Source organism: Brevibacterium yomogidense (genome assembly GCF_016107685.1).
GTDB classification, from domain to species: Bacteria; Actinomycetota; Actinomycetes; order Actinomycetales; family Brevibacteriaceae; genus Brevibacterium; species Brevibacterium yomogidense.
The window spans coordinates 22960-49655 of sequence record NZ_JABASY010000005.1; the positions used below are offsets into that span (position 1 = coordinate 22960).

General features: G+C 70.0%; 23 protein-coding genes and 1 other RNA gene. 15 read left to right on the forward strand and 9 right to left on the reverse strand.

Features of this window, described 5'->3' with window-relative positions:
- Positions 1–141 precede the first annotated feature (141 nt).
- Entirely contained in the window at positions 142–2220 is a 2079-nt protein-coding gene (locus tag JFC09_RS12385; protein WP_232483554.1) for an ABC transporter ATP-binding protein, read from the forward strand.
- 21 nt (positions 2221–2241) lie between these two features.
- Positions 2242–4845 (forward strand): phosphotransferase, encoded by a 2604-nt coding sequence (locus tag JFC09_RS12390; protein ID WP_198394355.1) that lies wholly within the window; start codon positions 2242–2244, stop codon positions 4843–4845.
- A 96-nt stretch (positions 4846–4941) separates the two neighbouring features.
- On the opposite strand, the gene JFC09_RS12395 is transcribed toward JFC09_RS12390, so the two are convergent.
- Both JFC09_RS12395 and ffs read right to left on the reverse strand, forming a co-directional pair.
- Positions 4942–5433 (reverse strand): MaoC/PaaZ C-terminal domain-containing protein, encoded by a 492-nt coding sequence (locus tag JFC09_RS12395; protein WP_198394356.1) that lies wholly within the window; start codon positions 5431–5433, stop codon positions 4942–4944.
- Between the two features lie 20 nt (positions 5434–5453).
- An RNA gene (gene ffs / locus JFC09_RS12400) (signal recognition particle sRNA small type) lies at positions 5454–5549 on the reverse strand.
- Positions 5550–5606: 57 nt separating this feature from the next.
- On the opposite strand from ffs, the gene purU reads away from it, so the two are divergent.
- Positions 5607–6491, forward strand: a complete 885-nt coding sequence (purU, locus tag JFC09_RS12405; RefSeq protein ID WP_198394357.1) for a formyltetrahydrofolate deformylase — start codon at positions 5607–5609, stop codon at positions 6489–6491.
- 30 nt (positions 6492–6521) lie between these two features.
- Here purU and JFC09_RS12410 read toward each other — a convergent pair whose 3' ends face one another.
- Positions 6522–6983: a flavodoxin family protein gene (locus JFC09_RS12410; RefSeq protein ID WP_198394358.1), complete on the reverse strand. Its 462-nt coding sequence runs from the start codon at positions 6981–6983 to the stop codon at positions 6522–6524.
- Positions 6984–7012: 29 nt separating this feature from the next.
- Here JFC09_RS12410 and JFC09_RS12415 point away from each other — a divergent pair, with 29 nt between their 5' ends.
- From JFC09_RS12415 to JFC09_RS12425, 3 genes are all read left to right on the forward strand, one after another.
- Complete coding sequence (locus JFC09_RS12415; RefSeq protein WP_198394359.1) at positions 7013–7969, forward strand: alpha/beta fold hydrolase; 957 nt, start codon at positions 7013–7015, stop codon at positions 7967–7969.
- Positions 7970–8071: 102 nt separating this feature from the next.
- The gene (locus tag JFC09_RS12420) at positions 8072–9043 is read left to right on the forward strand and encodes a Sir2 family NAD-dependent protein deacetylase (protein ID WP_198394360.1); all 972 of its coding nucleotides are present in this window, start codon (positions 8072–8074) and stop codon (positions 9041–9043) included.
- Between the two features lie 159 nt (positions 9044–9202).
- Complete coding sequence (locus JFC09_RS12425; protein WP_198394361.1) at positions 9203–9961, forward strand: TIGR03085 family metal-binding protein; 759 nt, start codon at positions 9203–9205, stop codon at positions 9959–9961.
- Between the two features lie 57 nt (positions 9962–10018).
- Here the strand turns inward: JFC09_RS12425 and JFC09_RS12430 are convergent, their stop codons facing one another.
- Together JFC09_RS12430 and JFC09_RS12435 are read right to left on the reverse strand one after the other, a co-directional pair.
- The gene (locus JFC09_RS12430) at positions 10019–10741 is read right to left on the reverse strand and encodes an ABC transporter ATP-binding protein (RefSeq protein WP_198394362.1); all 723 of its coding nucleotides are present in this window, start codon (positions 10739–10741) and stop codon (positions 10019–10021) included.
- Between the two features lie 47 nt (positions 10742–10788).
- Entirely contained in the window at positions 10789–11949 is a 1161-nt protein-coding gene (locus tag JFC09_RS12435) for an ABC transporter permease (protein WP_198394363.1), read from the reverse strand.
- 299 nt (positions 11950–12248) lie between these two features.
- On the opposite strand from JFC09_RS12435, the gene JFC09_RS12440 reads away from it, so the two are divergent.
- On the forward strand, positions 12249–13715 hold the full coding sequence (locus JFC09_RS12440; RefSeq protein ID WP_198394364.1) for a sensor histidine kinase: 1467 nt from the start codon (positions 12249–12251) through the stop codon (positions 13713–13715).
- Positions 13712–14350 (forward strand): response regulator, encoded by a 639-nt coding sequence (locus JFC09_RS12445; protein WP_198394547.1) that lies wholly within the window; start codon positions 13712–13714, stop codon positions 14348–14350. Before JFC09_RS12440 ends, JFC09_RS12445 begins: the two co-directional genes overlap by 4 nt.
- 46 nt (positions 14351–14396) lie before the next feature.
- Here the strand turns inward: JFC09_RS12445 and JFC09_RS16920 are convergent, their stop codons facing one another.
- From JFC09_RS16920 to JFC09_RS12465, 4 genes are all read right to left on the reverse strand, one after another.
- A complete protein-coding gene (locus tag JFC09_RS16920; protein ID WP_198394365.1) occupies positions 14397–14642 on the reverse strand; it encodes a CsbD family protein in 246 nt (81 codons plus the stop codon).
- Between the two features lie 608 nt (positions 14643–15250).
- Positions 15251–16348 (reverse strand): tartrate dehydrogenase, encoded by a 1098-nt coding sequence (locus JFC09_RS12455; protein WP_198394366.1) that lies wholly within the window; start codon positions 16346–16348, stop codon positions 15251–15253.
- Positions 16341–16631 (reverse strand): hypothetical protein, encoded by a 291-nt coding sequence (locus JFC09_RS12460; protein ID WP_198394367.1) that lies wholly within the window; start codon positions 16629–16631, stop codon positions 16341–16343. The genes JFC09_RS12455 and JFC09_RS12460 overlap by 8 nt, the downstream gene beginning before the upstream one ends.
- 3 nt (positions 16632–16634) lie before the next feature.
- Positions 16635–17318 (reverse strand): DUF1707 SHOCT-like domain-containing protein, encoded by a 684-nt coding sequence (locus tag JFC09_RS12465; RefSeq protein ID WP_198394368.1) that lies wholly within the window; start codon positions 17316–17318, stop codon positions 16635–16637.
- 79 nt (positions 17319–17397) lie between these two features.
- On the opposite strand from JFC09_RS12465, the gene JFC09_RS12470 reads away from it, so the two are divergent.
- The 7 genes from JFC09_RS12470 (at position 17398) to JFC09_RS12500 (ending at position 26679) form a co-directional block, all read left to right on the forward strand.
- On the forward strand, positions 17398–21120 hold the full coding sequence (locus JFC09_RS12470; RefSeq protein ID WP_198394369.1) for a DNA polymerase III subunit gamma and tau: 3723 nt from the start codon (positions 17398–17400) through the stop codon (positions 21118–21120).
- On the forward strand, positions 21117–21722 hold the full coding sequence (gene recR, locus JFC09_RS12475) for a recombination mediator RecR (protein WP_198394370.1): 606 nt from the start codon (positions 21117–21119) through the stop codon (positions 21720–21722). Before JFC09_RS12470 ends, recR begins: the two co-directional genes overlap by 4 nt.
- A gap of 196 nt (positions 21723–21918) precedes the next feature.
- Positions 21919–22590 carry a DUF2975 domain-containing protein gene (locus tag JFC09_RS12480; protein ID WP_198394371.1) on the forward strand — a complete coding sequence of 224 codons (672 nt, stop codon included), beginning with the start codon at positions 21919–21921 and terminating at the stop codon, positions 22588–22590.
- Between the two features lies 1 nt (position 22591).
- A complete protein-coding gene (locus JFC09_RS12485; RefSeq protein WP_198394372.1) occupies positions 22592–22810 on the forward strand; it encodes a helix-turn-helix domain-containing protein in 219 nt (72 codons plus the stop codon).
- A gap of 288 nt (positions 22811–23098) precedes the next feature.
- Positions 23099–24397 carry an aspartate kinase gene (locus tag JFC09_RS12490; protein ID WP_198394373.1) on the forward strand — a complete coding sequence of 433 codons (1299 nt, stop codon included), beginning with the start codon at positions 23099–23101 and terminating at the stop codon, positions 24395–24397.
- A complete protein-coding gene (locus JFC09_RS12495) occupies positions 24394–25437 on the forward strand; it encodes an aspartate-semialdehyde dehydrogenase (RefSeq protein ID WP_198394374.1) in 1044 nt (347 codons plus the stop codon). The genes JFC09_RS12490 and JFC09_RS12495 overlap by 4 nt, the downstream gene beginning before the upstream one ends.
- Before the next feature lie 210 nt (positions 25438–25647).
- On the forward strand, positions 25648–26679 hold the full coding sequence (locus JFC09_RS12500; RefSeq protein ID WP_198394375.1) for a metal ABC transporter solute-binding protein, Zn/Mn family: 1032 nt from the start codon (positions 25648–25650) through the stop codon (positions 26677–26679).
- The last annotated feature ends 17 nt before the right edge of the window (positions 26680–26696 follow it).

A 26696-nucleotide genomic window follows, 5' to 3' on the forward strand; every position in this document is an offset into this window, starting at 1 on the left:
ACCAACCCAGAGAGAACCGACCCAGCGAGAACCGCCCCAGAGAGAACCACACAGACGGGCGGGACCGGGCCCGCGGGTGCGCCCCGGCCGGTGAGCCGCCGGTCGTCCCGGAAGGGGGCCGGCCGTGTCGACCGGGTTGCGATGCGCAGGACGCTCGGCATCGTCGCACCGCACGTCCGCGGGCACCGGACGCTCATGGCCGGCGGAGTGCTCGCGCTCCTCTTCGAAGTCGTCTTCCGGGTGCTCGAGCCGTGGCCGGTGAAGTTCGTCGTCGACGCGGTCTCAGCCCGCCTGGGAGCGGACCTCGAAGGGGCGGCGCAGGCCACCTCGGGCCTGTTCCTGGCGTGCGGGGCCGCAGTCGTCCTCATCGTCGGGATGCGCGCACTCACCAACTATCTGGCGACCGTCGCCTTCGCACTCGCCGGGTCGCGGATCGCCACGCACCTGCGTGCCCGCGTCTTCGCCCACGTGCAGCGGCTGTCGGTCGTCCGCCAGCGGAGGGCACGCCGCGGGGACGTCGTCCAGCGCCTGGTGGGAGACGTCGGCAAGCTCCAGGACGTCGCCGTGACGGCGGGCCTGCCGCTGCTCGCGAACGTCATCACCCTCCTCGTCATGGCCGTCGTCATGGCGGTGCTCGACCCGCTGCTGGCGAGCGTCGTCGTGCTCGCCTGCCTCGCATACGCGCTGCTGTCCCAGGGCTCGACCGGCCGCATCACCCAGGCCGCACGGAAGACCCGCCGCGGGGAGGGCAAACTCGCGGACATCGCGCAGGAGTCCCTCGGCGCGACGGACGTCGTCCACGCCTACGGGCTGGAGGACGAGGTCTCCGGCCGCTTCGCGGGCTCCAACGCGAAGACGCTCAAGGAGGGCGTGCAGGCGAAGCGCCTGGCAGCGGGGCTGGAGCGCCGCACCGACGTGATCGTGGGAGTGGCGACGGCACTCGTGCTCGCCGGAGGCGGGTGGCGGGTGACGCAGGGGGCGATGACACCCGGCGACCTCGTCATCTTCCTCACCTACCTCAAGACCGCGATGAAGCCTCTGCGCGACCTCGCGAAGTACACCGGACGGATCGCACGGGCGACCGCCTCCGGCGAACGGGTCGCCGACCTCCTCGACGTGCCGATAGAGATCGACTCCGACCCCGGCGCACGCGCACTCACCCGCCCCTCAGGGCACCTGCGCTTCGTGGACGTCCACGCCGGGTACGGGACACCGGAGGAGTACGGAGTGCCGGTGGATGACAGGGCCGCGCAGGATCACGGCACCCCGGGTGACTACAGCATCTCGGGCGCCCACAGCACCCCGGGTGACCCCGGGCAGTCAGGTGACTCCGCTGCGGTCGGCACTGTGCTGCACGGCCTCGACCTCGAGATCCCCGCGGGCCAGTCGATTGCGGTCGTGGGTCCCTCGGGCGCAGGGAAGTCGACGCTTGCGATGCTCGCGCTGCGGCTGCTGGACCCCGTGGCCGGCCGCGTCGAGATCGACGGCGCGGACCTCAGGTCGGTCACCCTCGAGTCCCTGCGCTCCCACACTGCCTACGTCCCGCAGGACACCGTCCTGTTCTCCGGCACGATCCGGGACAACATCCGCTTCGGCCGGCTCGACGCGACGGACGCCGAGGTCGTCGCGGCCGCCCGCGCCGCCTACGCGGAGGACTTCATCCTCCGCCAGCCCGACGGGTACGACACCGTCGTCGGGGAGCGCGGGGGCACCCTCTCCGGAGGCCAGCGCCAGCGGATCGCTGTGGCCCGCGCGATCCTGCGCGACGCCTCGGTCGTGGTGCTCGACGAAGCGACCACCGGACTGGACCCGGCGTCGGCGCGCGCAGTCCGGAACGCCCTCGAAAGGCTCACCCGCGGACGGACCACCCTGTCCATCACTCACGATGCGGCGACGGCGCTCGCCGCGGACCGGGTGGTGTGGATCGAGGACGGGCGGATCCTCGCGGACGGTCCGCCGTTCGACCTGCTGGGACGCGGGGAGGAGCACTTCACCGCGTGGGTCGAATCCCAGCGCGACGCAGACGACGGGCAGACCACGGGCGACGGGCAGCGCACCGTCGACCACTTCGTCGAGAGCGAGCCGACGGCGATGGTGCCCTACGTCCCACCCGTCCCCACCTGGGACCCGGGCGCACGGATCCCTGCTCTGCCCGCCCACCGGCCCGGCGCACTGCGGCAGGTCCGCACCTCGGTGGACCGCATCCACGTGCGTGCCTGACGAACGATGAAGGGGAATCACATGAGCGCACCGCTCGCATGGGTGAGGGCCACGGGGTCCGCCGACGGGACCGGGGGAGAACTCGCACAGATCCTCGGGGCCGAGGCCCGGCTGGAGCACCTGCGCTACAAGCCCGGATACTCGCTGCTGGCACGCGTCGTCCCCACAGACAACGGCCCGCCGTCCTGGTTCGCACTGTTCGCACCGGAAGCCCGCGACAAGGTCTCCAAACTGCGCCGGGGCGCGAAGAAGTCCGGGATCCCCCTCATCGACATCCCCATGCCGCGCCACCCCGAGGTCACACTCCTGTCCGGCCCGATCGGCGCCGACCTGCGGCTGCGACGCAGACTGCGCGCCGTCCGCGGACTCGTCGACCGTGCCGGAACCCCGAAAGGGCAGGTGCTCGCCTACAACCCGTGGAAGCGCATCGTCCAGGTCGTCGACTCCCCCCGCGTCGACGGTGACGTCGCAGCGGACGGGGAGGTCATCGCGAAGGTGAGTGCGGGCTGGGCCGCAGAGGCCGACGACGCCGTGGCGCGGGTGCTCGCGGACCTCGCCGTGCAGGGGGTGCCGGTGCTCGAACCGGTCGCCGTGCCGACCCCCGGGACCCAACTGCTGCCCTACGTCCGCGGAGGGGACCTCGCACGGCTGCTCGAGGGGGCCTCGGCGGCGGGGGCACCGGCAGCGGAGGTTTTGACGGACGGGACGTCTGTGGGCGGGGTGTCTATGGACGGGGCCCGCGATCGGACCGCGCTCCTGGCGGAGACCGGTGAGGCGCTCGCGCTCCTGCACGGCGCTGGCCGGGCCCGCGTGGAGCGGGCACTGGGCGACTCAGGTCCCCTGCGGACGGTTGACGCGGCCGCACGGCTCGCGGGGGCACGCAACGCGGTCGCCACCGCCGCGCCGCACCTGCGGAACGCGTTCGACCGGGTGGCCGACGCGGTCGCGGACGCGTGGGAGGACACGGGCCCCGTTCTGCTCCACGGCGATTTCTCCACCGACCAGGTGCTGGTGGGGGACCGGATCCTCCTCAACGACCTCGACCGCGTGTGCGTCGGGGCGGCCGGATTCGACCTCGGCTCCTTCGCCGCTGTCGAGCTGCTCGCGGACCGCGCCCACACCATCGACCCCTTCATCACCGCGTACGCGCAGGTGAGCGGCCAGTCGCCAGTGGGCGTGTACGGGTGGACGGCGCTCCACGTGCTGCTGCGCTGCACCGACCCGGTCCGCGACCTGATGCCGGGGCACATCGACGAGGTGGCCCGGCGCATCGAACTCGCGGAGGACCTGGTGGACGGCGCGGGATCGCCCCGCGCAGCAGGACGACGCAGCGCCCGCGGAACGGCGAGGCGGATGTCCTCCCGGCCGCTGCTCCCGCCGACGCTCGTGACCCCCGCAGGCGAGCTGGACGTTGCCCGGGCATGGCCGGCAGCCGACGGCACCCAGCGGTTCGAAGGCCGGGATGCGGATGGTCGGCTGCGGGCCGGGACCCTCTCCGCCGACGGCGACGTGGCCGTGCTGCCCTTCGCCACGGACGACCGGCTCCCCGGCCTGAGTGCTGCTGGACTCGGCCTGAGCACTGCTGGACTGCAGTGCGGTGAGCTGCTCGTCCACCGCGTTGGGCGTCGCGCCGTGGTCCGTAGGGCAGCGGCCGATGGGATGCAGGGAGACACGGCGACGGACGGTGCGCACGAGGGCGCGGCCTTCGTGAAGCACGTGCGGTCCGCGAAGGTCGTCCCGGTGGTCGAGGCGACGAAGATCGCCGGGCGGCTGGCCCGAGCCGTCGGGTTCTCCGCGCCCGAGGTCGTCACCGCCGATGCGCACTCCCTCACCGTCACCGCCGTCCCGGGGGTCCCCCTCCTGGACGTCGCGCAGGAGAAGGACCTTGGCGCATGGCGGGCGGCGTGGGAGACGTGGCGGGACCAGTGGCCGCGCCTGGTGCGGTCGGCGCCCTCGGTGCAGTCGGGGCCGGACCAGCTGCCGGACGGCGGGCCGGTCGACGGGCCAGGCGACGGGCCGGGCGAGGTGCCGACCGACGGGCCGGGAGCCAGGCCGCGAGCCGGCATGCTCGGCGTGCACGACGGTGACAGCGAAGCCGAGGTCGTCGCGACGTGGACGCGCCACCTCCTCGACTTCGACCCGCTGGGGTGGGACGACGACCGGTCAGGGCGCGCCCTCAAACGGGCCTACCTCGCGGCGACGGAGGACGTGGAGATCGCACTGCGCGAAGGCGCGCGGCACACCTCGAAGCGGGCCGGCAGAGGGCCGACCGCGGGCAGGGGGATCGCCCACCGAGACCTGCACGACGGGCAGATGCTCGTCGACCCCGCGACCGGAGCACTGGGACTGCTGGACTTCGACACACTTGCGTACGCGGAGCCGGAACTGGACCTCGGCAACCTCATCTCTCACATGCGGCTGCGCCACCGGCAGGGCGCGCTGGGGCTGAGGGCGCGGAACATCGCGCTCGCCGCGATCGACCGGGCGGCGGACACCATGGAGCTCGACGAGAACCGTCTGCGGGTGTACACGCGGGCCTCGGCGCTGCGCCTGGTGGGCGTCTACGCGTTCCGACCGCAGTGGCGCGACCTGGCGCGGGAGCTGTGCGAGAGCCTCGTGAGGTGAGGGAGACAGACGCCCAGGGAGAGGTGAGGGAGGCAGTCGCCTAGGGGAGAGGCGAGGGAGACACGCCCTAGGGGAGACGCAGAGGAACGAGCGTATTCACCGCGCGGCGCGTGCGACGAAGTCCACACACACGTCGAGGACCTGCTTGCCGTGCTGATTCGTGAGCTGGCCGGTGGACACGCCCATCGCGCGGCCGTTCACCGGTGGGTCGACTCGCTCCACCCGCATCGTGCCGGTGAGGGTGTCCCCGGGGCGCACCGGTCGCAGGAACCGCACCGACCGCAGCTGGCGGCCTGCGACGATGTCGTAGCTGTCGAGGGCACCCTCGACGCTCAGACGCTGGAACACGGCGAGCGTGTGGATGCCACTGGCGATGAGCCCGCCGAAATCGGAGTCCGTCGCGGCTTCGGCGTCGATGTGGAAGTACTGGGGGTCCCAGTCGCGGCCGAACGCGAGGACCTCGTCCTCCGTCACGGTGTGCGAACCCAGCTGCTGCTCGACACCCACGGGGATCTCCTCCGCCGGCAGGCGACGACTTGCGGTGCGGGCTGTGGTGCGGGCTGTGAGTCCGTGATCCGGGACTGTCATCGTCGACTCCTCGCTGGAACGTGAAGGACTTCCCACGCACCCGCCAGAGCTCACTTACCCTTGCTGCCTTTCGGCCCTGGGGGAGTTCGCAAGATGACGCCGCGTGGGAAGCCGGGATCCATCCTAGTCCAGCCCCGTTCGTTCGAGCCAACCGGGGGTGCTTGAATGTTCCCATGACTTCCGCTGATGCCGCCTCCGGCTCCTATGTCCTCACGCTCCACTGCGACGACCGCCCCGGTATCGTCGCGGGCATCAGCCGTGTGCTGAGCGACCACGGGTGCAACGTGACGGAATCGAAGACGTTCGAGGACGCAGTGCACGGCACCTTCTTCGCACGCTTCGCGTTCACAGTCCCTGCCGCTGACGGCACCACTGCCGACGCCGAGGCCGCCCTCCGCACCGATCTCGACGCGGCTGCCGCTGAGTTCGGGATGACGCTGGGGCTGTGGCCCCTGTCGCGCCGCATGCCGGTCGTCCTCATGGTGTCGAAGTGGGTGCACTGCCTGCGGGACCTGCTCTACCGCGCACAGTCGGGGCATCTTCCGATCGACGTCGTCGCGGTCGTGTCGAACCACGAGGACCACCGGTCGCTCGTCGAATGGCACGGCGTCCCGTTCCACCACGTGCCGATCACCCCGGACACGAAGCCCGCGGCGGAAGCGCGCCTGCTGGAGATCGTCGAGGAGACGGGGGCGGAGCTCGTCGTGCTCGCGCGCTACATGCAGGTGCTGTCCGAAGGGCTCACGGAGAGGCTGGAGGGCCGCTGCATCAACATCCACCACTCGTTCCTGCCGAGCTTCAAGGGTGCCAAGCCCTACCACCAGGCGTTCGAGCGCGGCGTGAAGATGGTGGGGGCGACAGCCCACTACGTCAACAGCGACCTGGACGAGGGGCCGATCATCACGCAGCGCGTCGCCTCCGTCGACCACTCGTACAGCCCCGCGGACCTGCAGCGCCACGGGCAGGACGCGGAGGTCGCCGCACTCACCGATGCGGTGAAGATGCACGCGGAGCACCGCATCATCCTGCAGGGCGGACGCACCGTCGTCCTCCGCTGAGGGCTCACTGCAGTCGAGCTGCGTCGGGGCTCAGTCGAGGGCCGAGGCCATGACGGTCGCCGTCATCTCCTGCACCTGCTCGAGGTGGGAGTCCTCGACGGCACCGGTCCACACGACGGGGTCGTGGGACAGCTTCCAGCCCAGCCCGGTCGTGATCGCCTCCATCGCCTTCTCCGCGCCGGTCGTGTCGTAGCCGCCGTGGATCCAGTAGGAGAACGGCCTGCCGGCAGTCGGTTCGCGCACGTGGTCGTAGACGGTGTCGAAGAAGTGCTTGAGGGCGCCGGAGATGTACCCGAAGTTCGCGGTGGTGCCCAGGACGTAGGCGTCCGCTGCGAGGACCTGGTCGATGTCCGGCTGCAGTGCCGCGACCTCGACGAGCTCCAGGTCGCCCAGTTCGGCGAGGTCCGGGATCTGGGCGGCGCTCAGCGCCGCATCGGCGATCTTCCGAGTGGATTCCGTGGGGGAGTGGTGGATGAGAAGGATGCGGGCCATGTCTCCACGCTACCGCCTAGGGTGGAGACATGGGAGACGAGGATCACACAGAAGGGGCGAGCACCCCGAGCGGCCACCCCTACGACAACGCGTCCGTCGCACAGCGGCTGGGAGGTGAGGCGTTCTCCGTCGAGCGGGACGGGCTCGTCTTCGACGGGTTCCGTGTCGCGGGACGGACCACGGCCTCGGCGATGGGTGCGTCTGAGGAGGACCGGCCCGTGGCGGTGCTGGTGCACGGATGGCCGCAGTTCGCGGCCTGCTGGGAGGAGACGGCGCGGGCGCTCGCAGACGCGGGCATCGACGTGATCGCCTACGACCAGCGCGGATACTCGCCGGGGGCGCGGCCGGACGACGTTGCGGACTACGACGTCGCGAAGCTCGTGAGCGACCTGCGCGGCCTCGTCGAGGAATGGGGGCTGGGCCGGTTCCACCTGGTGGGCCACGACTGGGGCGGCATCGTCGGATGGTCGTACGCCGCGATGCACCCGGACGAACTGCAGACATTCACCTCCGTGTCGACAGCGCACCCGATCGCGCACGGTCAGCGCATCGCAGAGGACCCGGACCAGTACGAGCGCATGCACTACCTGCGCCGCATCCGGCAGGACCCCGCAGGGGTGGAAGAGCGGCTGCTGGCCGACGACGGGGCGCGCCTTGCCGCGATGTACGAAGGCGCGATCGACGACGACCGGGTCCGGTCCTACGTGGGCCGGTTCTCGGAGCCGGGCACGATGGAGGCGGCGCTCAAGTACTACCGCGCGCTGGGCGGAGAGGACAGCTCGGCACTCACCGGGATCACCGTCCCCACGCTGTATGTGTGGGGCAGTGAAGACCTCGCGTTCTCCCGAGGCGCGGCCGAACTCACGGGCGACCACGTCGACGCCGACTACCGGTTCGTCGAGATCCCCGGCGCCACGCACTGGCTGCCCGAGGAGGAGCCGCGCGTCGTGTCAGGAGCTGTCATAGATTGGATCCGTGAACACTGACGAGCACCCCGGGAACCTCGAGAAGTGCGCGAGCCCCGAGAAGCACGCGCACTTCGCGCAGCGCGCGGCCGGTGGTTTCGGCCGTGACGGAGGGGCGGGCTGATGGCAGTCATCAAGGATCCGCTGCGCGGGCGGGGCAGACCTGACGCGCCGTCCCACACGGACGCGGAGATCATCGACCGGCTGCTGAGCGTCGGCGCCTCGCGGACGGTGGCGCTCGCCGGAGCAGGGATGAGCACGGACTCGGGCATCCCCGACTACCGGGGCCCCGACGCCTCACCCCGTTCGCCGATGACGTTCCAGGCGTTCCTCGCCGGACCCCTCCAGCGGTCGCGCTACTGGGCGCGCAGCTGGGTGGGGTGGGACCGCGTCGACTGGGCACGGCCGAACGCGTCGCACCGCGCGCTCGCCGCACTGGGGCTCGCCGGGACGATCACGCAGAACGTCGACGGGCTGGACCGCTTGGCGGGAGTGCGGGACGTCGTCGAACTGCACGGCAGGCTGGACCAGGTCGTGTGTCTCACGTGTGCCCGGCGGTTCTCCCGGCAGTGGGTGCAGGACGAGCTCACGCGGCTGAACCCCGGATTCCTCGACCGGATCGACGTGGACCCGCGCGAGATCGAAGTCGCGCCGGACGGGGACGCCGAACTCGCGCAGACCCGCGGGTTCCACGTCCGCGACTGCCCCCAGTGCGGCGGCCTCCTGAAACCTGACCTGGTCTTCTTCGGCGAGACGGTCGAACGCCACATCGTCGACCGTGCAATGGCGATGGTGGACGAGGCGGAGGCACTGGTCGTCCTGGGGTCGTCGCTCGCGGTCATGAGCGGCCTGCGGTTCGTGCGGGCGGCCCGGAAGAAGGGGGCGCTCGTGGTCATCGACACGGACGGCCCCACGCGGGGCGACGAACTGGCGGACATGCGGTCGCTGTCACGCACCTCGGACTTCCTCGCAGCGTGGGCGGAGGCGGCAGGGAAGACTGTGGAAGACCCTGCCGAGGGAGCAGCGGGGAAGCCTGCTGATGACGCCTCAAGGGAAGCTGTTGGTGAGGCGTCAGGGGGCGTTGGTTTGCAGTAGGCAAGTCACTGTGCCGGAACTGCCTCCGCGGTGCTCGCATGTGGAGGGGACTCGGAGGTGCGGGCTCCCGGCTGAGCGTCCGATGTCCGCGCGCTGTTCGTTGACGATTGGGGTGTGGCCATGCTCGACAGTGGGGTCCTCCTGGGGCACGCTTGAGGTATGACATCGCTCGCACGGGAAGAACGACTCAGGCTCGCATCCCTCCTGCGGAAGGTGGGGCCGGATGCTCCCACGCTGTGCGAGGGGTGGAAGACCCGCGATCTCGCCATTCACCTCGTCATGCGCGACCGTGATCTGCCGGCCCTCGTCGGTGAGCATCTTAAGCTGTTCGCCAAGCGACACGAGCGGGTCGACGAACTGCTGCGGGAGACCCCGTGGATCGAACTGGTCGGCAAGCTCGCCCAGGGGCCCACGGCATGGAACCCCAGTTCGTGGGGTGCCGGCGTCGACTCGCTCATGAACACGGCGGAGTTCCTCATCCATCACGAAGACGTGCGGCGCGCGCAGCCGGGATGGCGGGTCCGTGAGCTCGGGACGCAGGTGCAGAAGGACATGCTCGCCCTCACTCGCCCGCTCGCACTTCCGTACGCGCTCCGCAAGGGGATTCACCTGGTCCTGAAGCCGCGGGGCTTCGACGACGTCCGCGCGGGCCGCACCAACAAGACCACGGTGACCGTGTCGGGCCTCCCCGTCGAACTGCTGCTCTACCTGTTCGGTCGGGAGAGCCACGCGGTCGTCGACGTCCGCGAGTCCGCGCCGGTGTCCGCTGACGAGGACGCCGAGGTGGTGGGCGGCACCCCGGACGAGGTCGCCGCCGCGGAATCGGACGTCACGACCGGTGAGTGGCCGTCCTCGGTGCGGATCGAGAAGAAGAAGCGCGGCCCGATCGTCGAGAAGCCGGAGGGCTCCGAGATCTGAGAGTCCTGGTGGGCTCTTGGGAGCCATCCTGCCGTGGGCGGGCTCTCCCGAGAGTCCTCAGCCGGAGACCGGCACGCCGGGAACTCCTGCCGGGGTCTCGCTCTCCGTGAGCGGGGTGAGCGCACCGTCGAGCATCTGGTGAGTCGTGTCGAAGCGAGGCATGAGCGCCAGGTCGTGGGTGACGAGCAGCGTGGCCGTCCCCAGGTCGCGGGTGAGGTCGACGACGAGGCCGATGATCTCCTCACTGCGCGCACGGTCGAGTGCGGACGTGGGCTCGTCGACGATGAGGACGGCGGGGTCTCCCATGAGCGCGCGGGCGATGTTCACCCGCTGCCGCTGGCCGCCGGACAGCGCGGCCGGACGTGACTCGCGGTGGTCGCCCAGTCCCACGATCCCCAGCAGTTCATCCGCGGCCCGCGTGCGCGCAGCCTTGTCCTTCGCGCTCCCGTCCAGTTCCCCCATCACGAGCAGCTGTTCGCGCGCGGTGAGGGAGGGGAGCAGGTTGGACTGCTGGAAGACGATGCCGATGCGCTCACGGCGCAGCTGTGCCGCCTCCTTCTGGGAGACGGACGTCGCGTCGACGCCTGCGATCTCGACCCGGCCGGAATCCGGCTGGACGAGGGTTGCAGCGACCGCCAGGAGGCTGGACTTCCCCGACCCGGACGGACCGGTGAGGCCTGCGACGGTGCCGCGGGCGACCTCGAGGTTCGCCCGGTCGACCGCGGTGACGCGACCGTCGCCGTCCGGGAACGTGAGGGTGATGTCGGTGAGGGAGAGCATGAGGGGTCCTTTCGGATGGAAGCGGAGTGGGCGGGTCGGTGAGCTTCTCAGCGTGCGGAGCCGAGCGCAGTGAGGGGGTCTGCTCGGGTGACGGAGCGCAGCGCGAACCCTGCACCCGCGAGTCCCAGCACGATGAGCAGCGCTGCCGGCAGGAGCGTCGTGTACCAGGTGACGACGAACGGGACGACGCCGCTCACCCCCAGGCCCAGTGCGGTCGTGAGCGCGATCCCGCCGCCCACACCGGCGATGAGCACCATGAGCGACTGACCCAGGGCGTCCCGCAGCAGGGCGGGGGTGGAGGCACCCAGCGCCTTGAGGACCGCGATGTCGCCGGTGCGCTGCATCGTCCACACCGTGAAGAACGCGCCCACCACCAGCGCGGAGATGCCGAACAGCATGCCGACCATCATGAGGAGGGAGCCGATCTCCGACCGGAACGATCCGATCGCCATGAGCGAGCTGAGACTGCCGCTCGCGGTCGTCGACGTCTCGTCGGCCAGCCCGTCGATCGCTTCTGCGTCCGCGGAATCGGCGAGATCGACCATGAGCGCGGTGGCGGCGACGTCCTCGCGGCCCAGCCGCAGCTCCATCTCCCGCCAGTCGTCCATCGTCACGTAGGCGACGGGCGTGTGCGAGTACCAGCGGTCCTCGTCGAGCACCTCGACCGTCAGATCGATGCCGAGCACCGTCACGTGGTCGCCGTCGGTGACTGCGAGGTCGTCGGCGGCGCTGGGGCTCAGCCGCACGCGGCCGTCGCGGGAGGGGGAGTCCTCCGTCCCCCCGAACAGGGAGGCGGACAGCCCGGAGCCCGAGGCCTCGGCGTCCTCCTCCGACGCGTCGCCGTCGTTCGTGGGGACCTCGTCCGCGCTCTCGTCGTCCGCGTCAGCATCGGCCGCGTCACCGGACGAGTCGCCGTCCGCGGGATCGATCTGGAAGCGGAGGATGCCGACCTCACGGACACCGGTGACGGCCTCGGCGTCCTCCCACGCGTCGACCTGCGACTGCGAGAGCTCCGATTCGTCGAAGGTCTCGCCGGCGATGACCGTCCGATCGCCCTCGAGGGCCTGCACCGCGGAGATGTTCTGCTGCGCCAGACCGCCGGTGAGCCCGGACAGCAGGCCGATCAGCAGGGTCATGAGCAGGACGACGGCGGTGATGAGGGCGAAGCGACCACGGGCGAACAGCATGTCGCGCCAGGCGAGGAACATCGAGGGCCTCCGAAGGGGTCTGAGGTGCGGGGCGTGCGGCGGCCGACGGCGCGTGGAGGCTTCCACTGCGAGTGGAAGTTTCCTCTGTGTGGAGGTGTCCACTGCCTGAAGGCTGCCGCTGCCGGGCGACTTCCGCCCGGCGTCTACAAGCCTCGTCGAGAAGCACACCCGGCACATCGGACGAGGGAACGGTCCTGGGAGCCCGGAAGGACGACCCCCGCCTCGTCCTTTCGATGGATCCGCAGCCCCGCGGGCGGGAACGCGCACCGCTGCGCGGCGCCGCACAGTAGCGTGGAGGGATGACCACTGCATCCGACGGTGAGCCCGTGCGCGGCCGCCGGCCCCTGCGTGAGGACGAGTCCGCGCACGAGGATCGTCGTCTGCACGGGAAGGAGCCCCTGCCCGAGGACCGGCTGCTGCGCGTCGAGCGGTCGCTGACGGCCTCGACCGTGTCGACGGCCCTGCAGTGGGGTCTGCACGCGCTCATCGTGGGGCTGGGGGCGCTCGTCGTCGTCCGCGCGCTGTCCGGCGATGCGCTCCACCCCGGTGCTGCGATCGGCCTGGTCGTCGCCTTCGAGGCGGTCTACGCGGTCGGTGCGGTGCTCGGCAGAAGGGTCCTCCGCCTCCGACTGGTCTGGGTCGCGGTCCTCGCGGTCCTCTGGCTGGGCACGCTCGTCCTCGCCCCGGATGCGGCCTTCCTCGCGTTCCCCCTCTTCTTCCTGTGCCTCCACCTGCTGCGGGGGTGGTGGGGCCCGGTCGCGGTGTTCGCAGTGGCTCTGGCGGCGATCGCGGGTCTCGCCGCGCACCGCGGTGCGACAGTGGGCGGCGTGACGGGGCCGCTGGTCGGTGCGGGCGTCGCGGTGGCGATCGGCATGGGAGTGAGCACCCTCGTGCGCGAGGTACGGGCGCGTGAGCAGCTCGTCGCACGCCTGCTGGCCGCACAGACGCAGCTGGCGGAGACCGAGCGCGCTGCCGGGGTGGACGCCGAACGCACCCGCATGGCCGCGGAACTCCACGACACCGTCGCCCAGAGCCTCTCGAGCATCCAGCTGCTGCTGAGCGCGGCGGAGCGGCGGATGGGTGCGGACGCGCCGGGTCTCCACGAGATCGCGCTCGCGAAGTCGTCTGCCGGCGCCGCGCTGGCGGAGACCCGCGCGTTCATCCGCGCTCTCACCTCCCCGAAGCTCGCCGCCGCGACCCTGCCGGACGCGCTCGCCCGCGTGGTGGGAGAAGCCGATTCCGCCGCCGAGGCCACCCTCACCTTCCGCACCGACGGCACCGCCCGCCCCCTGCCCCGGTCGGTGGAGACGACGGTGCTGCGGATCGTCCAGGGCGCACTCGGCAACGCCGTCTCCCATGCCCACGCGGATCGCGTGGTCGTCACGCTCACATACAGTGACGCGGCCGAAGGGGGTGCGGCAGGTGAAGAGGGCGCCGCGGGCATCGCGGTCGACATCGCGGACGACGGCCGCGGCTTCGACCCGGCGAAGGTGCGGCCGTCGGCCGAATCGGACTCGTTCGGGCTCGACGTCATGCGGGCGCGGGCCGCAGCCGTGGGCGGCACCCTCACCGTCGATTCCGCACCCGGGGCGGGCACGGTGGTGAGTGCGGGGTTCGAGGTGGCCGGGACCTCGGCGACGGAGGAGCACAGCGGCGAAGATCTGGATGGTGTGGGCGGAGAGACACCCGACGGGGAGATCAGCTCACGGACGGTTGAGCGCAGCGGGTCGGATTCGGGAGTGGACGGAGAGTGGGACGGACGATGACGGTGCGGGTGCTGGTGTGCGACGACCATCCCGTCGTGCGGGCGGGGATCACGGCCCTGCTCGCGACGGACGACGGGATCGAGGTGGTGGGCGAGGCCGCGACGGGTGAGGAGATCATCCGGCTGGCCGCGCAGGTGCCGGCGGACCTCGTCCTCATGGACCTGCAGCTGGGCAGCGGCGACGGGATCGTCCACGGCGCGGATGCGACCCGGCGGATCCGTGCTGGCGGCACCGGGGCCCCTCACGTGCTCGTCCTCACGAACTACGACAGCGATGCGGACGTGGTGACCGCGATCGAGGCCGGTGCGTCCGGCTACCTCCTCAAGGACACTCCGCCGGACCAGCTGCTCGACGGGATCCGCCGGGCGGCCGCAGGGGAGACCGCGCTGTCACCGGACGTCACGGCGATGCTCATGAAGCGGATGCGGACCCCCACCGTGAGCCTCAGCGCACGGGAACTCGAGGTCGTCGAAGCGGTGGCGGTGGGCCTGTCGAACTCGCAGATCGCCTCACGGCTGTTCGTGTCCGAATCGACGGTGAAGACGCACCTCGTCCACGTGTTCGAGAAGCTGGGGGCGCGCTCGCGCACCGACGCGGTGGCCAAAGCGCGGGAGGCCGGACTCATCCGAGGATGAGCCCAACCTCCCGACTGATGCGGCCTGGGTGAGGGCGGCGTGACCGTCAGCGGTCGTCGTCGCGGAGGCGGTCCTTCACGCCATCGGCGGCGCCGGCGGCCTTCTGGCCGAAGCCTTCGGAGCCGTCCTTGAGGTCGTCGACTCGCTTGCGCGCCTTGTCCGCGGCCTCGCCCACGGCAGCCTCGGCGCGGTCCTTCGCGCCGCTGCGCTGCAGGTCAGGGTTGTTCGTCGCGTCGCCGATGCCTTCCTTGACCTTGCCACTCAGATCCTTCGCCTTGTCTCCGATGCCCATGGTCGACTCCTCTCGTCGCGTCCCGCCGGAACAGACCCCCGTGGGAAGCGGACCAGGTCCCTGTGGAACCTGAACCTCTTCCCCACTGGAACCCGCAACAGGTTCCCCTGGAACCGCAAGAGGCTCCACGTGGGCTGCTCCTCGGAGGTGCTCCCGGTGGAAGGGGGCCGGCTCCAGCGGTGTCGGTATGCGGATGCTCCACCCGCGCGGTTACCGGACACTCTTGACCCTACCGGCAAGGTCGATTGTGCTGCCTGAGTCTTTGGAGGGCGAACCCTGAGAGCTGAGCGCCGAAGCTGAAGCCGACCCCTGACACCGACCCCTGACGCCGACCCCTGACGCCGACCCCTGACGCCGACCCCTGACGCCGACACGTGAGGCTGGCCCCTGACGCCGACACGTGAGGCTGGCCCATGACATCTAGGGGCGGTCATCGACGTGCACCCCTTCGCCTCAGAGCACTGAACACGTTCAGTGCTCGTTTTCGTTTTTGAGCGCATCGTTTTCAGCACCGTACTGGTCAGTGCACTGGGCACTGAACGATGAAAGTGCGCAGTCAACCAGCAACGTGCTCATGGATGGCCGCAGGCTGAACCATCACCCGCGGTTCAGCCTGCTGACCCTCCGTGGGTGATCGCGTCGGCGATCGCCGTGCCCAGCCCGGCAGTGGTGCCTTCGCCTCCCATGTCGGGTGTGAGGACGGAGGTGTCTCCCGCGGCGACGACGGCCTCGAACGCCGCTTCGATCGCGGCGGACGCCTCCGCTTCGCCCAGGTGGTCGAGCATGAGGGCGGCGGACCAGATCTGCCCGATGGGGTTCGCGATGCCCTTCCCCGCGATGTCGGGGGCGGACCCGTGGACGGGTTCGAAGAGGGAGGGGTGGGTGCCGTCGGGGTTGATGTTCGCGCTGGGAGCGATGCCGATCGTGCCGGCGCACGCGGGCCCCAGGTCGGACAGGATGTCGCCGAACAGGTTGGAGGCGACCACGACGTCGAACCAGTCGGGGTGCAGGACGAAGTTCGCGGCGAGGATGTCGATGTGGAACTGGTCGACGTCGATCGACGGGTACGACTCGGACATCGCGGCGACGCGCTCGTCCCAGTAGGGCATGGTGATCGCGATGCCGTTGGACTTCGTCGCGGACGTGAGCTTCTTCGCGGGGCGCCGCTCCGCGAGGTCGAACGCGTACTTCAGCACCCGGTCGATGCCGGTGCGGGTCATGACCGTCTCCTGGATGACGGTCTCCCGCTCTGTCCCTTCGAACATGCGGCCGCCCACGGACGAGTACTCGCCCTCCGTGTTCTCCCGCACGACGTAGAAGTCGACTTCGCCGGGTTCGCGCCCGGCCAGCGGACTGGGCACGCCCTTGAGGAGCTTGACGGGGCGCAGGTTCACGTACTGGTCGAACACGCGCCGGAACTGGAGGATGGAGCCCCACAGGCTCACGTGGTCCGGTACGACGTCGGGCCAGCCCACAGCGCCGAAGAAGATCGCGTCGACGCTGTCCAGTCTGCTCGCCCAGTCGTCCGGCATCATCGTGCCGTGCGCCTTCCAATAGTCCGCGCTCGCCCAGTCGAGTTCGACGAGGTCGAGCTCGAAGCCGTAGGCGTCCGCCGTCGCGTGGAGGGCGCGCACTCCTTCCGGCATGACTTCCGTGCCGATCCCGTCGCCGGGGATGACCGCGATCCTGTAGGTCCTGTCACTCATCGGTCCCGTCCTTCCCTTCGTCGCTCCCGGGCTCTTCGTCGAACCGCTGGTCGCTGTCCGGTCGCTGCTCGTCGTCGAGCCTGCGTTCCTCCTCCAGCCTACGGCGCTCCTGCTCGAGGCGCCTGGCGTCTTCGCGTTCTTCCCACCGCTTGCGCGTGCGTGCGCCGATCGCGGCGTCCGGGTTGCGGATCGTCCGGAGGATCAGCAGCCCGGCGCCCACGACGGTGATGAAGAAGGCGGCGGTGATGATGACGATTCCGAGGGTGGAGGGTTCGGCGACCATGGTTCAGATCCTCTTCTCCAGTCGGCGCCTGTCGAACCAGTTGGCGTAGCGGACGGTGAGACTGCTCATGCCCAGTGACCCTCGCACGGTGATGAGGGGGAGGCCGGGGCGGGGGATCTGGTCGACGGCAGTCCTCTTCGTGCCCCAGCCGCCGGTGACGGCGTTGATGTCGGCGCCCCAGCCGTCGGGGACGACGAGGAGGCAGGCCCCCATCGTCCCGGCGAGGTCGATGTGGATGTGGTCGGGTGCCCGGTCGACCTCGAGGAAGCTGAGTTCGACCGTCGCCCCGGTCGATTCGACGCGGATGAAGGGCGGGACCTGCCAGCGGCCTCGGCGGCGGTCGTCCTCCCAGCCGGCGCGGACGATCAGCGGGTCGGCGATGTTCCAGCCCGGTGCGTTCCCGGTCGGGATCACCGCGCCCGAGGCGGTCCGCGCCACCGCGCCCGCGGGCCCTCCGAGCGGCGCCGTCTGGCCTCCCAGCGCCGCCGAGGGCGGGACGACGGGGAGGTCCTCCACGAGCGGATCGAGGTCCGCGAAGGTCTTCGCGGCGGACGCCTTCTCGATGCGTTCCGTGAGTTCGTCGACGGAGAGCCGACCTTCGCCGGCGGCGACGCGCAGCTTCTCGATGACGTCCTCGCGCTCAGCGTGCCCGATCCGGATCTTCCGGGACGCGGAATCGCCGTCCATGTACTGGTCCTCTCCGCCCCGCAGCAGGGGGCGTGCTGAGTCGATGTTCTGTGTCCGTGACTGACTATAGGGTGGGGGCGTGTCCACCGCACTGTATAGGCGCTACCGCCCCGAAGCCTTCGACGAAGTGATCGGGCAGGAGCATGTGACCCGCCCGCTGTCCGCCGCGATCGACGCCGGGCGCATCAATCATGCCTTCCTGTTCTCCGGTCCCCGCGGGTGTGGGAAGACGACGTCCGCCCGGATCCTCGCCCGCTGCCTCAACTGCGCGGAGGGGCCCACCGCGAACCCGTGCGGGGAGTGCCCCAGCTGCCGGGACCTCGCGAACGGGGGACCGGGGTCGCTGGATGTCGTGGAGATCGACGCGGCCAGCCACAACGGCGTCGACGATGCGCGTGACCTGCGGGAGCGTGCGGTCTACGCACCAGCGCGGGACCGCTACAAGGTGTTCATCCTCGATGAGGCCCACATGGTGACGACGCAGGGCTTCAACGCTCTGCTCAAACTGGTGGAGGAGCCTCCCGCGCACGTGAAGTTCGTGTTCGCGACGACGGAGCCGGACAAGGTGATCGGCACGATCCGGTCGCGGACCCACCACTACCCCTTCCGCCTCGTCCCACCGGAGACGCTGGGCCGCTACCTGGAGGACCTCGCCACGCGGGAAGGGGTGCCCGTGGGCAAGGGAGTGCTGCCGCTGGTCGTGCGTGCCGGTGGGGGATCCGTGCGTGACACCCTGTCGGTGCTCGACCAGCTCATGGCCGGCTCGTCGGACGACGGAATCGACTACAAGACTGCTGTCGCCCTGCTGGGATACACGGATGATTCGCTGCTGGGCGACATCGTCGACTCGTTCTCCGCAGGTGACGGAGCGGGCGTGTTCCGTGTCATCGACCGTGTCGTCGAATCGGGGCACGACCCCCGTCGGTTCGTCGAGGACCTGCTGGAGCGCTTCCGGGACCTCTTCGTCATCTCTGCGGCGGAGGACTCCGCGGCCTCGTTCCTGCCGGAAGTCCCCGCGGATCGGCTGGAGAGGCTCAAGGTGCAGGCGCGGGCCTTCGGACCTGCGGAGCTGTCACGGGCGGCGGATCTGCTGAACGCCGGTCTCACGGAGATGACGGGGGCGACGTCACCACGACTCCAGCTCGAACTCATCTGTGCGCGGATCCTCCTGCCGGGTGCTGAGGACTCACGTCGGTCGGTCGTCTCCCGCGTCGATCGGCTCGAACGACGCGTCGGGATGGCAGCGGGCGGGCGGATGCCCGCCGGTGCGGTGCACGCCGATGGCGGGGCGGTCACACAGGCTGCGGGCGGCCCGGCGGCTCCGGTCGGTGGCGAGCCAGCACGGACTGACGGCGGTTCGTCCGAGGGGCAGCCAGCGGGCAGGGGTACTGGCGGCCCGTCTGCAGCGCCCGCAGGCGGTGGTGCGCCGGCGGCTGGTGGTGCAGAGGCGGCTGGTGGTGCAGCGGCGGCAGCACAGGATGCGGACCCGTTCGCGGGTGTCGCGGATGCGATGGCCTCCGCCCGCTCCGTCCTGGACGGAGGCCCGGGAGCGAAGTCGCCCACGAATGAGGGCACTGCGCGCGCTCCGGAGCCTGCTGGGCAAGCGGGTGCAGGTCAGGCAGGACCGGGCCAGGCCGCTTCGCGGCAGCCGGCCCCGGGTCAGCCGACCCCGGATCAGCAGCCTGATGCCGCAGCCGGGCCCGCCGCAGCACAGCAGCACCGTGGACCGGACGGGCAGGCACCTTCCACTCCACAGGCTCCTTCCGCTCCGCAGAGGCGCACGGCTCCACAGGGGCAGATGGACCAGCAGCCTCCCACCGGTCGGCCGGCTTCTGCCGGTCAGTCGACTCCGGCCGGTCAGCAAACCCCCGTCGGTCAGCATCCGCCTGCCGACCAGCGGCCTCACTCCGGCTGGCAGCCAGGTCCGGGCCAGGGCCCCGACACTGCTCAGCAGCGATCCGACGCCGCTCAGCAGCCTGCTCCGACTCGGGATTTTCCCGGCGCCGCCAGCACCGCGTCGCAGGGGTCTGCACAGGCCCCCCAGCCGGCGTCCCCTCGCCAGCCTGAGCCGGCCTCGCGTCCGTCGCCTGACGTGCAGCCGGAGGCGCACGGGGAAGCGCACGCCTCCCCGGAGATCCGCCAGGCGCCGGGTGTGGGTGCGGAGATCGACGCCATCCGACGCGGCTGGCCGGACGTGCTCGTCCGTCTCCAGCAGCTGCGGAAGCTGTCATACGCGATCGTGAGTGGGAACTCGTTCCCTCAGCGCTTCGAAGGCGGGGTGCTCTACCTCGGCTTCAGCAATCCCGGTTCCGTCCAGGCGTTCCGTCGCGGACCACACGCACAGTTCGTGAGCACCGCGGTGGAAGACTCCTTGGGCATCCGAGCGGAAGTCCGTGTGGGCGACGAGAACGCGGGACCCCCACCACCACACCCCGGAGGACCGTCATCGGGCGGCCCTGCCTCGGGCGGCCCTGCCCCATCCGGTGGCTCTGCATCCGGCGGCCAAGCTCCGTCAGGTGGTCCTGCCTCGGGTGGGTCTGCACCGGCAGGCGGTCCACGAGATGTGACTCGTGAGGAGCTCGACTCCGTCGTGGGCCCGCGTGAAGCGGACCGCGAGCCCGTCGACCACGACCGGTTCTGGCAGACCGACTCACCGGAACCGGGACCGGCTTCCTCACCGTCTTCGGACCACCGTCAGCCGCCGTCCCCGCGAGGACGCGAGCACCACGACGACGCGGAGGACGACAGTCGGTCGCACCTGACGGACACCGAGGACTCAGCAGGCTCATTCGCGAACTCTGAGGTCTCCGATGTCGCGTCCGGTGAACCTGTGGCCGAAGACCCCTGGACGCCCAGCCCCGAACTCGATCATTGGTCCGCAGGTGCCGGTTCCGTCGGTTCGGACCGGCCGTCGCGTTCCGACGCGGTTTCGCCGGAACCCGGTTCGTCACCGGAGTACTCGGGCCACGTCCTGTCGAGCTCAGAACCAGCGCCGCTGCAGTCAGACAATGTCACGCCGGTTTCGGAGCATGCTCCACCAGCATCGGACGATGCCGCGCCAGCTTCAGAACATGTGCCACAAGGGCCGGACGGTGCCGCTCCAGGGTCGGCAGGCGATGCTCGATGGTCGGAGGACGTCCAGCAGCAGGCTGACAGCGGAAACGACGGGTTCGCGACATCAGCGGGAGAGAACGCCGTCGACTTCGGCGCTGTCTTCGTGCCGCCGCCCGTCGACATCGAGCCCTACCCGGAAGACGACTACGGCGGGGGCTACGCGGGCGACGACCCGTACGCCGGTTCCGCAGAGCACAGTTTCCCGTCCCCGGCGGAAGAGAGCTTCTCGCCGCGCGTGGAGGACGGTCCCCCGTCCCAGCAGGACCCCTCTGCACAGATGGCCGGGCCTGCACCGATGGGCGCCCCGCCATCACCCCCACCGGGAGTTGCGGCGAGTGCGGCCGGCGGCGGAGACCTCGACTTCCTCGGCGCATACGCGGACGTCGACATCACGTTCACGGAGAACCCCGGAGCCACCCAGAGCGGCACGCCCACGGCGGACGCGGCCGAGGACCCGGCGGGCCCCCTCGGCCGGTACGCCCACCTCGTACGACGTCACAGCGGTGATGTGAAGGGTTCGGGGAACCACGTACCCGCCCCGGCTCAAGAGCCTGTGCCCGACCCGGTCGAGAACTACACGGATTACGACACCGAAGGCGACGCGGACATCGAGCACAACAACGAGTTCGGTCCCGCGGTCGTGGAGCGCATACTGGGTGGCGTGATCATCGAGGAGATTGACGAGTGAGCCTGCTCTACGAGGGCGCCCTGCAGGACCTGGTCGAAGAATTCGGCAGACTTCCGGGTATCGGCCCCAAGTCCGCGCAGCGCATGGCCTTCTACATCCTGCAGTCGGACTCCGTGGACGTCGACGCGCTCGCGGACGCGCTGAAAGAGGTCAAGCGACGCGTCCGCTTCTGCGACATCTGCGGAAACGTGGCGGAAGACGAGAAATGCGTCATCTGCAAGGACGAGCGCCGCGACCAGACGATGATCTGCGTGGTCGAGGAGCCCAAGGACGTCGTCGCCGTCGAACGCACCCGCGAGTTCCGGGGCCTCTACCACGTGCTCGGAGGCTCGATCGACCCCATGTCGGGCATCGGCCCCGATGACCTCCGCATCAAGAGCCTCCTGCCACGACTGCAGTCCGGCGCTGTCACGGAAGTCGTCATCGCGACGGATCCCAACCTCGAAGGCGAAGCGACGGCCACCTATCTCATCCGTCTCCTCAGCAGCCTCGGCATCACCGTGTCCCGCCTTGCATCGGGCCTGCCCGTGGGCGGCGACCTCGAGTACGCGGACGAAGTGACACTGGGGCGCGCGTTCGAAGGCCGGCGCACCGTCAGCTGAGACGTCTCAGCGCCTCCGCTGACGTGGTGCGTCTCACAGGCCCGGAGTCTCACAGGCTCGGAGTCTCACGACCTCGCGGTGCCTCGAGACGTCACGATCCTCCTCTTGACTTCTTATCGATAAACGGCAAACATATTGTTTATCGATATATCGATCATCGATAAGAGGAAGTCTCACAGCGTAAGGGGCGCAAGCCATGAGCACCACCGATCCGCAGATGCCTGACCAGACTCCCGAGCCGACGCCCGGTCAGACGCCGGTTGGTCGCAGCGCCAGGGGGTCCGCGAAGAAGAAGCCGAGCTGGGGCTACGAGATCCTCCTCGTCTTTCCCCTCATCGCGCTCCTCAACGCGGCGGCCTCCCCGCTCTTCAGCGCGGCACTGTCCGACCGGCTCCCCGCCGTCCTCGAGTTCGATGAGCCCACAACCATCACCCTCGCGGGGGTCGACCTCGCGGTGGAGGGCTCCTCGACGCTCGCGATCCCCGTCGCGGACCTCAGCTCCTGGGCGATCGGCCAGTTCATCGCCGCGAAGGCGATCTGGACCATCGGACTCTTGATCGTCACGTGGTTCGCATCCCGCGCCGTGTCCGAGGTCGTCCGGGGCCGCCCGTTCTCCGACAGCGTCGCACGCGGGCTCGCAGGGGTGTCGTGGGCGCTCGTCGTCACAGGCATTGTCTACGTCATTGCCCAGGTGCCGGCGGACAACCTCGTCATCCGCGACCTCGGCCTCCGGGACGCGGCCATCAGCAACAGCGTCACGCTGGACATGACCTACCTGTGGATCGGCGCGGTGATCCTCTCGGAGCTGCTCCGCCGGGCGGTCCGCCGCGGACGTGAGGTCCAGGACGAGCTCGAAGGAGTGATCTGAGATGGATGCCGGCGAACTCCGGGTCGCCTGCCACATCGACGGCCTCCTCGCACAGCGGGGCATGACGCTCACCCAGCTGTCAGAACGTGTGGGGGTGAGCCTGGCGAACCTGTCCGTGCTGAAGAACAACCGTGCGAAGGCAGTGCGCTTCACCACCCTCGTCGCGCTCTGCGACGTGCTGGAATGCCAGCCCGGCGACCTCTTCACCGTCATCCGCTGAACAGCGGCGCAGTATGAGGGCACAGTCGGCGCTGCCGCAGGCGAGCGGCGTCGCGACGGGCGAGCAGCCAGCTGGCAGATCTGCACTCCAGACGTTCGAAGGCCCACGGGGCGGCACCGGTCGAGGACGGCCGGTGCCGCCCCGGCTCGTGGTGCGAGCGTCTCAGAACTGCGGGGGGCGACCCGGGGGCGGGCGGGAAGTGGCCGTAGACTGGTCCCCGGCTCGGCCGCGTCGGGGAGACTCGCGTACCGCCGAGCGGACCGAACATCCCGCGAGAGAATTGAGCACATGAGCCTCGTCGTACAGAAGTTCGGAGGTTCCTCCGTCGCGGACGCCGCATCCGTCAAGCGGGTCGCCAAGCGAATCGTGTCGTATCGCAAGGCCGGCCATGACGTGGTCGTCGTCGTATCCGCCATGGGGGACCAGACCGATGAACTGATCGACCTCGCACAAGAGGTCTCGCCCGTCCCACCGCCCCGCGAACTCGACATGCTGCTGACAGCAGGGGAGCGCATCTCCATGGCCGTCCTCGCCATGGCGATCGCCAACCTGGGGGAGAGCGCACAGTCGTTCACCGGGTCGCAGGCAGGAGTCATCACGGATGAGACCCACGGACGCGCCCGCATCATCGACGTCACCCCCGGCCGGATCCAGTCCGCGCTGGACGACGGCCACGTCGCGATCGTCGCCGGATTCCAGGGTGTCAGCCAGACCGCGAAGAACATCACGACGCTGGGCCGCGGCGGTTCCGACACCACCGCCGTCGCTCTCGCGGCAGCGCTGAATGCCGACGTGTGCGAGATCTACTCCGACGTGGACGGCGTGTTCACAGCGGATCCGCGGATCGTCCCGAGCGCACGCAAGATCCACAAGATCGGGTACGAGGAGATGATGGAGATGGCAGCCTCCGGCGCCAAGATCCTCATGCTCCGCTGCGTCGAGTACGCTCGCCGATCCGGTGTTCCCATCCACGTCCGCTCGTCGTTCTCGAAGAACACCGGCACGTGGGTCACCGACGGGGAGATCCCCGCACCTTTCAGGACCGCAACCACGGAGGAAGCCACTGTGGAACAGCCCATCATCTCCGGAGTCGCCCACGACCGCTCCGAAGCCAAGCTCACCATCGTGGGCGTTCCCGACGTCCCCGGCAAGGCCGCAGAGATCTTCAGTCTCATCGCAGACCAGGAGATCAACATCGACATGATCGTGCAGAACATCTCCACGCGTGACCCGGGCCGCACTGACATCTCGTTCACGCTTCCCATGACCGACGGGGCGAAGGCGATCGAGTCGCTGGAGACACGCAAGGACTCCATCGGGTTCGACCACATCCGCTACGACGACCAGATCGGCAAGCTGTCGGTCGTGGGCGACGGCATGCGCTCGAACCCCGGTGTGACCGCTGCACTCTTCCGCGCTCTCAGCGGCGAGCACGTCAACATCGACCTCATCTCCACGTCGGAGATCCGCATCAGCGTCGTCACGCGGGCAGAAGACCTAGACCGCGCTGTCGCAGCCGCGCACCGCGCGTTCGGGCTGGACAGCGAAGAGACCGAAGCAGTCGTGTATGGAGGGACCGGACGATGACAGCAGTGACCCTGGGAGTGGTCGGCGCCACCGGGCAGGTGGGGGCCGTCATCCGCGCTCTGATCGAAGAGGACCCCGGCTTCGACATCGGGGCGGTGCGCTACTTCGCGTCCGCCCGTTCAGCAGGCACCACGCTTCCGTTCCGCGGCGAGGACATCGTCGTGGAGGACGCGTCGACGGCGGACCCGACCGGTGTGGACATCGCCCTGTTCTCCGCGGGTGGCGCCACGTCGCGCGCACAGGCGGAGCGGTTCGCGAAGGCGGGCGCGGTCGTCATCGACAACTCGTCCGCGTGGCGCGGCGACAGCGAGGTCCCGCTGGTCGTGAGCGAGGTGAATCCTGAGGCGCTCGATGCCCTCCCCAAGGGCATCATCGCCAACCCGAACTGCACGACGATGGCCGCGATGCCGCCGCTCAAGGCGCTGCACGAGGCCGCAGGGCTCGAACGTCTCAAGGTCGCGACCTACCAGGCGGTGTCCGGTTCCGGCCTGGCGGGCGTCGACGAGCTCACAGGCCAGGCCCAGGCCGTCGCGCCGCACGCGGGTGCGCTCGTGAACTCCGGGTCCGCTGTCGAATTCCCGGCGCCTGAGGTCTACACGGACCCCATCGCGTTCAACGTGCTGCCGCTCGCCGGTTCGCTCGTGGACGACGGGGAGGGGGAGACGGACGAGGAGAAGAAGCTCCGCGACGAGTCCCGCAAGATCCTCGACCTCCCGGATCTGCTGGTCGCCGGGACGTGCGTGCGCGTGCCCGTCGTCACCGGGCACTCGCTGTCGATCCACGCGGAATTCTCCCGCTCGATCACCGCGGACGAAGCGCACGAGGTGCTGGGCAAGGCTCCGGGCGTGGAGCTCGAGGACGTGCCGACCCCGCTCAAGGCGGCCGGTGCCGACCCCAGTCTCGTCGGACGGATCCGCCAGGACCAGTCGGTGCCGGAAGGCCGCGGTCTCGTCCTGTTCGTCTCGAACGACAACCTGCGCAAGGGCGCCGCACTCAACACGGTGCAGATCGCGCGGCTGGTTGCAGAGCGACTCGGCTGACACAGCTTCGGCACACGTCCGACACCCGGTACGGCGCCCCTCTCCCTGCGTGGGGGAGGGGCGCCGTCCGCATGGAAACATCGTCATATCTGCATTAGTCCCGTCCCGGACCGCGGCGTAGTCTGACGGCAGGACACGCGACCTTCTGCGGAAGCGCGCGGAGTCCGCACTCTTCGGATCACGTCCAGCCACACCGAAAGGCTTCCTCCCATGCGCCGTCCTCCCACGCTCCTCGCCGCTGTGGCCGTTCCCGGGCTGATGCTGGCCGGCTGCGGGGGCGGGGGACAGTCGGCTGACGGCGACGGCACGACGGTCGTCACGTCGACGAACGTGTACGCGTCGATCGTCGAGGCGGTCGCCGGTGACGCGGTCGATGTCCGCCCGATCATCGACGATCCCGCGCAGGACCCCCACGAGTACGAGGCGACCGCCAGGGACCAGCTGGAACTGTCCCGGGCGGACCTCGTCGTCATGAACGGCGGCGGGTACGACTCCTTCGTCACGACCATGCTCGATGCGATCGACACGGAACCGGACGTCATCGACACCGTGGCGATCTCCGGTCTGCCCGGAGCCGCCGAGGCCGCCGCGGACGGCGGCTCCCACGATCACTCCCATGGCCACGAGGGCGAGAGCGACGGCGGGGACGAGGACGGCGCTGGCCGCGACGACGAGGACGACAAGGACGGTTCCTCCGACGACGGGCACTCCCATGAGCACGGGACGTTCAACGAGCACGTCTGGTATTCGGTGCCGACGATGCTCGCACTGGTCGACGAGGTCGAGACCCATCTCGCAGAGGCGGTGCCGGACAGCGCCCAGCAGTTCGAGACGAACGCGGAGGGTCTCCGGGACGAGCTGGGGTCGCTGCAGACGCGCATCGACGGGATCGCGGACGAGCACTCCGGCGAGCGTGCGGCGGTGACCGAACCGGTCGCACTGCGGCTCTTCGAGGACCTGGAGCTCGAGAACGTCGTGCCCGACGACTTCGTGTCCGCTGTCGAGGCGGGCTCCGACGTCTCCCCGCTGATCGTCGCGGAAGCGACGGAGGCTGTGGACGACGAGGTGAGGGTCTTCGCCTACAACGTCCAGACCTCGGGTCCGGAGGCGGAGGCACTGCGCAGTTCAGCGGAAGAGCAGGGGATCGCCGTCGTCGAGGTCGCGGAGACGATGCCCGCGGACACCGACTACGTCACGTGGATGACGGACACCGTCGACGCAGTGGAGCAGGCACTCCTGTGAGCGGCCCCGTCCCCACG